The sequence below is a fragment of the Alphaproteobacteria bacterium genome (assembly GCA_019746225.1).
In the GTDB taxonomy this organism is placed as follows: Bacteria; Pseudomonadota; Alphaproteobacteria; order Paracaedibacterales; family VGCI01; genus VGCI01.
Window position 1 is genome coordinate 1 of sequence record JAIESE010000059.1, and the last position, 6,698, is coordinate 6,698.

General features: G+C 42.9%; 5 protein-coding genes. All 5 read left to right on the forward strand.

The features are described from left to right. Nucleotides 1-62: 62 nt before the first annotated feature. The gene (gene rpsT, locus K2Y18_09200) at nt 63-326 is read left to right on the forward strand and encodes a 30S ribosomal protein S20 (protein MBX9805910.1); all 264 of its coding nucleotides are present in this window, start codon (nt 63-65) and stop codon (nt 324-326) included. Between the two features lie 97 nt (nt 327-423). Next, nucleotides 424-1,758, forward strand: a complete 1,335-nt coding sequence (gene dnaA, locus K2Y18_09205) for a chromosomal replication initiator protein DnaA (GenBank protein ID MBX9805911.1) — start codon at nt 424-426, stop codon at nt 1,756-1,758. Between the two features lie 2 nt (nt 1,759-1,760). Continuing rightward, a complete protein-coding gene (dnaN, locus tag K2Y18_09210) occupies nt 1,761-2,909 on the forward strand; it encodes a DNA polymerase III subunit beta (GenBank protein ID MBX9805912.1) in 1,149 nt (382 codons plus the stop codon). A 413-nt stretch (nt 2,910-3,322) separates the two neighbouring features. Then, entirely contained in the window at nt 3,323-4,468 is a 1,146-nt protein-coding gene (locus K2Y18_09215; protein MBX9805913.1) for an MFS transporter, read from the forward strand. Between the two features lie 1,278 nt (nt 4,469-5,746). Continuing rightward, entirely contained in the window at nt 5,747-6,529 is a 783-nt protein-coding gene (locus K2Y18_09220; protein MBX9805914.1) for an RMD1 family protein, read from the forward strand. The last annotated feature ends 169 nt before the right edge of the window (nt 6,530-6,698 follow it).

Sequence of the window (6,698 nt, forward strand, 5' to 3'; positions counted from 1 at the left end):
GCTCGAGAGAGTGAGCTATAAATCCTCTACAACACTGTGGATAATTATTATTAAGGAATAGTATGGCACAACATCAATCAGCATTGAAGAGGATTCGTCGGGATAAGAAGATAACCCTCCTCAATCATTCACGTCTCGCTCGTCTTCGCACTTTCATCAAAAAAGTCGAGGTAGCAATTGCTTCTGGCAACAAGAGCACAGCTCAAGCAGCTCTCAAGGAAGCTCAACCAGAGATTATGCGAGGAGTCACCAAAGGAGTCCTTCATCAAAATACGGCTTCACGTAAGATGTCACGACTTAATGCACGCGTTTCAAAGCTTGCATAACTAACTAAGGGCTTCTGACTTAAAACGTAGATAAAAATGGAAGTTATTATTCTTCCGTAGAAGACTTGTCGACTGTAACCAGGGTAAAGAACGAAAAATGGCAATGGCACAAGAAAACCTTGAAAAGCAGTGGGAGAATATTCAACCCCAACTTCTTGATGAATATGGGGAAGGTACCTATACAAGTTGGATCAAACCCTTAACTTTTATTGATATAAAAAATGGTTGTTTTCGCTTGGCAGCCCCTACCTCCTTTATGCGAGATTGGGTAAAAAACAATTATGCCACCCGTATGCAAACCCTTTTACAAGGGAAAAACGACAATAATTTTAAGCTAGACATTATTGTTGCTCCAGAGCAAAGCGCTCAAGAAACCTCCTCTCCAACCTCAGCTCTGGACGCCCCCGACATTGGATCAAATCTTGACCCTCGATTTACCTTTGACAATTTCGTGGTAGGAAAACCGAATGAACTTGCCCATGCAGCGGCCCTAAAAGTCGCTGAATCGGAGACTGTTGCTTTTAACCCCTTGTTTTTATATGGGGGGGTTGGCCTTGGCAAAACCCACCTTATGCATGCGATTGCTTGGCAAATTAAAAAATGCCATCCTAAAAGACGCGTTATTTATCTCTCCGCTGAAAAGTTTATGTATCAATTTGTGCGAGCCTTGCGTTTTAAGGATACAGTTTCTTTTAAAGAACAGTTTCGCTCTGTTGATGTTTTGATGATCGACGATGTCCAGTTTATTGGTGGAAAAGAATCAACTCAGGAAGAATTTTTCCATACTTTTAATGCTCTCGTTGATCAAAACAGACAAATCATTATCTCTGCAGATAAGTCTCCTTCCGATTTAGAAGGTATGGAGGAGCGTCTCAAATCACGGCTTGGGTGGGGACTTGTGGCTGATATTCATCCCACGACCTATGAATTGCGTCTCGGTATTCTTCAGGCTAAATCTGAACAAATTGGGGTGATTGTTCCTCAAAAGGTTTTAGAATTTTTAGCCTATAAAATTTCCTCAAACGTACGCGAACTTGAAGGAGCTTTAACCCGTGTTGTGGCCCACTCTACTCTTGTAGGCCGAGATATCACCCTTGATACGACTCATGAGGTTTTACGGGATCTCTTGCGGGCCAATGATCGCCGGGTCACCATCGACGAAATTCAAAAGAAGGTTGCCGAATACTATAGCATTCGCATCTCTGATATGCACTCCCCCCGTAGAGCGCGCACTGTAGCGCGTCCTCGTCAGGTGGCCATGTATCTTACCAAAGTTCTTACAACCCGTTCTCTGCCTGAAATTGGGAGAAAATTCGGTGGTCGTGATCATACCACTGTTTTACATGCAGTGAAAAAAATTGAAGAATTGATGGGCGAAGATAAAACTATATGCGAAGATATTGAATTACTTAGACGAACATTGGAGACTTAAGTATGATACCGGAAATTTTCCCCATTCCTAGCTATGATCCCCTTCACTTTGTCACGGAGAAAGCCGCTCTCCTGAAAGCATTAACCCACTGCCAAGGCGTTGTGGAACGGCGCAACACGGTGCCGATTTTGGCTCATATTCATATTGAAGCCCAAGGTAAAAAAGTCAAAATTACCGCTACGGACTTAGAAATTGCGTGCATCGAAACTCTCTCTGCCAACGTTCATACGAGCGGCCGAGCCACTGTTTCTGCCCAACTCCTTTTTGATGTGGTCAGAAAACTTCCCGATGGTGCCGAAATTGAACTAAAGGCTAATGAAGATGGAGGATCTCTTCATTTACAGTCTGGACGGTCTTCTTATAACTTTGCTTGTTTGCCTGCCTCTGAATTCCCTTTCATGACGACAGAAAATCTCTCCTGCACCTTTAAACTTCATGCAGCAGAGCTCTCTCAACTGATTGATAAAACACGTTTTTCCATGTCAACAGAAGAGACGCGTTATTATTTAAATGGGATTTGTTTCCATGCCACAGCTGATGGCTACCTTAGAGCCATTGCCACCGATGGTTTGCGCCTTGCCCAGGCTCAAGTTGAACTGCCTGAGGAAGCCAAGAGCATGCCTCAAGTTATTATTTCTCGGAAAACCATTAATGAAATTCGTAAGCTTATTGAAGAGGCGGCCGAAGAAGTCACTTTATCCTTTTCAGAAAATCAGGTGCGCTTCGTTGTGGGCAACTCTATCTTAATATCTCGCCTCATTGAAGGAAAATTCCCTGATTATGAAAAAGTGATCCCCGTTGGAAATGATAAAGTTATCGATCTCAATGCTCGCTCCTTTGCGGACAGTGTCGACCGGATATCCATCATGTCCACAGATAAATTACGTCCAGTAAAAATGCGTATTGGTAATTCTGTTCTAACCATGTCTGCCCACAGTACGGATACGGGAAACGCTGTAGAAGAACTCGAAGTGGCTTATAAGGGCGAGCCCCTTGATTTCGGCTTTAATGCACGCTATGTCTTGGATGTCACTCAACAAATTGCGAGCGGCACTTTGCAGTTTCTTGTGGGAGATGAAACCCAAGCTATCATCGCCAAGGATGCGAATGATAATTCTGCTCTTTATGTTTTGATGCCTATGCGCGTGTAAAAGGGAGCCGCAAGATTTCCATGGTTGTCATCCCCGTTCTCGAGGACAGGGAACCATCTTAACGGTTATCCCTGAGATCCTGAGTCCCTTTCGCTATGCTCAAGGTCTCAGGATGACAGCGCTTTGTATTTATTAGAGAAATGTCATCCTGAGGAGCCCTTTAGGGCGAACTCAGGATCTATTCAATAACATAGTGACACAGAAAGAAAAATTTTGTAATTTGGTCTAAAGAAAGGATTTTTAAGTTCATATTTAAAACGACACAGCCGCACTCTCTTCCCCTTGAAACTCCTTTAGGCTTAAGGGGGCTCTTTGAATTTCTCTCCCAATATCTAAACCCTCGTGTACTGGCCATCGGATGTATTGCCTACGCTAATGGAATCCCCCTCCTCCTAACCGCAAAAACTTTGGGAGTGTGGCTTGAAACCTTTGGCCTTAATTATACAACCATTGGATTCTTTGGTCTCTTGCACCTCCCCTACTCCCTTAAATTTTTATGGGCCCCTCTTTTAGACCATGTCCCTCTCCCTTATCTTAAGCGGTATTTGGGGCAACGGCGCAGCTGGCTTTGTGTCACCCAAGCTACAGCCATTTTCGGCCTCTTAGCCATGAGTTTTTTGGATCCTATAGAGAATCTCAAAACCTTTGTTACTTGCGGCTTTCTCGTCACCTTTTCTGCTGCCAGCCAGCACATCCTACTTCTCGCCTATCAAATGGAATCCTTAACCCCCGAGAATTGGGGCATCGGAGAGGGCATGAGTGTTTTTGCTTATCGCATGGCGATTCTCACAGGAGGTGCCGGCGCCCTTTACCTTGCGAGTTTTTTGTCCTGGCCAGAGGTTTATCTTCTCCTTTCAAGCCTTATGCTTGTTGGATTTATTGCTGTCCTGATCATCAAAGAACCCGAGTCCTTTTCATCCTTTCACAATCACCATCTTGTGAATTGGACCGAATGGCTTACATTTGCATTTATTGGCCCTTTTAAAAATTTTATGAGCCAAAAAGGTTGGCTTGCAATCCTTGTGTTTATGCTACTTTACCGATTGCCGGAAAACCTTTTGGCTATGATGCAAACCCTTTTTCTCCTGGATTTAGGCTTTACTTATGTGGAAATCAGCTCCGTCGCCAAAGTTTTTGGTCTTGGCGCCAGCATCTTAGGGAGTATTGTTGGGGGCTATGCCATTCGCCTTTATGGCTATAAGAAAACCCTTTTATGGGCGACTATCACCCATGGGCTTTCTTGTATTCTTTTTCTGCTACAACAAAAAATGGGCTCTAATCTTAGCTTTCTTTATTGCACGATTGGTATAGAGCATTTCTTTAGTGGGGTGGCCCTTACCGCCTTTTTCTCTTATCAACTCACCTGCTGTAGCCTCCAATTCGCAGCCACCCAGTTGGCTCTTTTGACCTCAATCGCAAGTCTTAGTCACACCCTCACAGCACCTCTCTCAGGCGCCCTGATCGATGAATTTGGGTGGACGCCGTATTTAGTCGTTGTTATTCTTGCCTCCATACCAGGAATCCTTTGTGTCAAATATATTCCTTATAATCGGCCATAGATAAATCTGATCCTGTAAAAAGTACTGTAAAAAGACTTGTAATTTAGAATTAATGAACGCGTATAGTCTGACAGTTCTTTCTACCAGATGTTTCCATACATGGGGAGGAGCAAAAATGATGCTCCGAGAATGGCATGCATGTATGAAACCAGGAGACTTTGTTTATAAAACGGATATCTATAGCTATTATAACAAATCACTCAACTCTCTCTGTGCTTTATGGACGAACAACTTTATGAAAGGAACATCACCATGCAACAAAAATTTCTCCGGACATTCGCGATATCAATCGTATTATTAGGAATACTTGGAACAATAGGCAACGCTCCAGCTAATGCCATGTATAGCGACGCGCTAGAAAAAGAAATAAGCGAAAATCATTGTGCGCAACTCGTTTGTAGACTAAATGATACTGGAACCTGGCACCACGGAGAACTGAGTGACGAACCAAGTTACAAAAGATACAAATGTAGCCGTTGTGCTCATGAACATCTGCGAATACCACACCACTACAGCGAACTCCGTACCCCATTATTTACAATAGAGAGAAGTGGAATTCAACCGAGAATTATACTAACGCATGATGACGATGCGTGCGGGCCACCACAACTAGGCTATGGGTATTATCATTACATGTGCAATAATCCTGATCTAACAGGCAATCTGAAACTGATTTGGGACAAAGCTGACTTACTGCACGAAGAACGGAAAGGCCATCGCTTAAGCTCTGAAACACAAATAATGTGGAGAGGAGGATTGGAATCACTCTGGGCCGCAGCATGGATCTTAGATCATTCCGAACCGGACCGTGATGGTGATTTTTTAAGCACTCCGGCAGAACTCACAAAGTATAGTTTCCCTGAGATAGTTTACGAATATAATACCGTATGCTACTGTTGTGGCCTTACTAAGCCTTGCGATAATAACTGTTACGGTTGTACTTTAATGTAAGTTTGAACAACGGTGTGTGTAAATTTAGACGGGCAGAGTATCCAAACCTGGATTTATGATTTGAAAAATCAGAGTATCTTGCACAATATTCGTACACACAAGTCCGAAGTCTGACGTACACATTAAAATTGGTTAGGTAGATTTTGAATGAATATACTCCATATAGTGCACGTTTATTGCTTAAACTGCCTTTTGTATAAATGTTCTCCTCCATGATTATCCTATGATTTTTTGCGTCGCTTTGTCTTGACAGGGATAGATAAATCTTCCCCTGGCCTTTCTTTCTCAAATCAGGTATCCTATCAAAAAAATAAACGGATAATTTCCATGCGTTGCCTAACCTTATGTACAGCCGAAACCTATGATCTTCATGGCTTAGCCTTGACCTTAGAGGATGTTGATTATATTAATTTTTACACCGATGCTCTCCATGCTTCCTATAAGGAATGGGATGTCTTTTTCTTCTCTTACGGGTGTGTTGCTTTTTGGAACGTTCCCTTAGAAGAAGAAGAAAAACTTCTCGAAACTCTTCAAACCTATTGTTCTAATCCTGTCACTTCGGTTTCTGAAGAATTTGAATATTCCTTTGCAAGCAAGCCGCGATTTTTCCAAGATAAAATTACCTTGGCCAAAACGCGTTCTCATGCCTTGCAAATGCTTGCTGTGTCCTATGGGCTCTCTCAGGCGGTTAAACTTTCTGCTTTTGAAAGTCGCATTGAGAGTACCATTGAGACCACAAAAACCATTCCCCAGGAATTAGCAGCTCGAGGGAAAATTTCCCTATCGCGAAAAGAAATCTCTCGGCGCATTGGCGCTCTTGTGATTGAGCGCAATTCGGTCAATTTGCATAGCGATATCCTGGACGCTCCTGTTTTTATTTGGGACCATCCTGAGTATGAGAATCTTTATACAATGACCATTAAAGACCTTGAGCTACATTCACGCACCGATGTGCTCAACCGCCGCCTGGACATCGTTAAGGAGCTCTTTGAGATGATGCGGGATGAGCTCAATAACCGCCACTCTACCATGCTAGAGACAATCATTGTCCTTCTTATTATGATTGAGGTGTTTTTAACACTTTCTATTCATGTTTTTCATTTAGTTTGATACCAGTGCGCCTTCTTCCAAAAGAAACAATGAAAAAGTAGATCTCGAAATAGCACTGACAAAACCACCACTATGGTTGTCATCCTCGCCTCCGCGCAGTAGTGTCCGGGGAAAATATAAATAGGGTATAGAAAAGGTAGAGCTGCTCTTAGTTTTCAGCTAAAATATG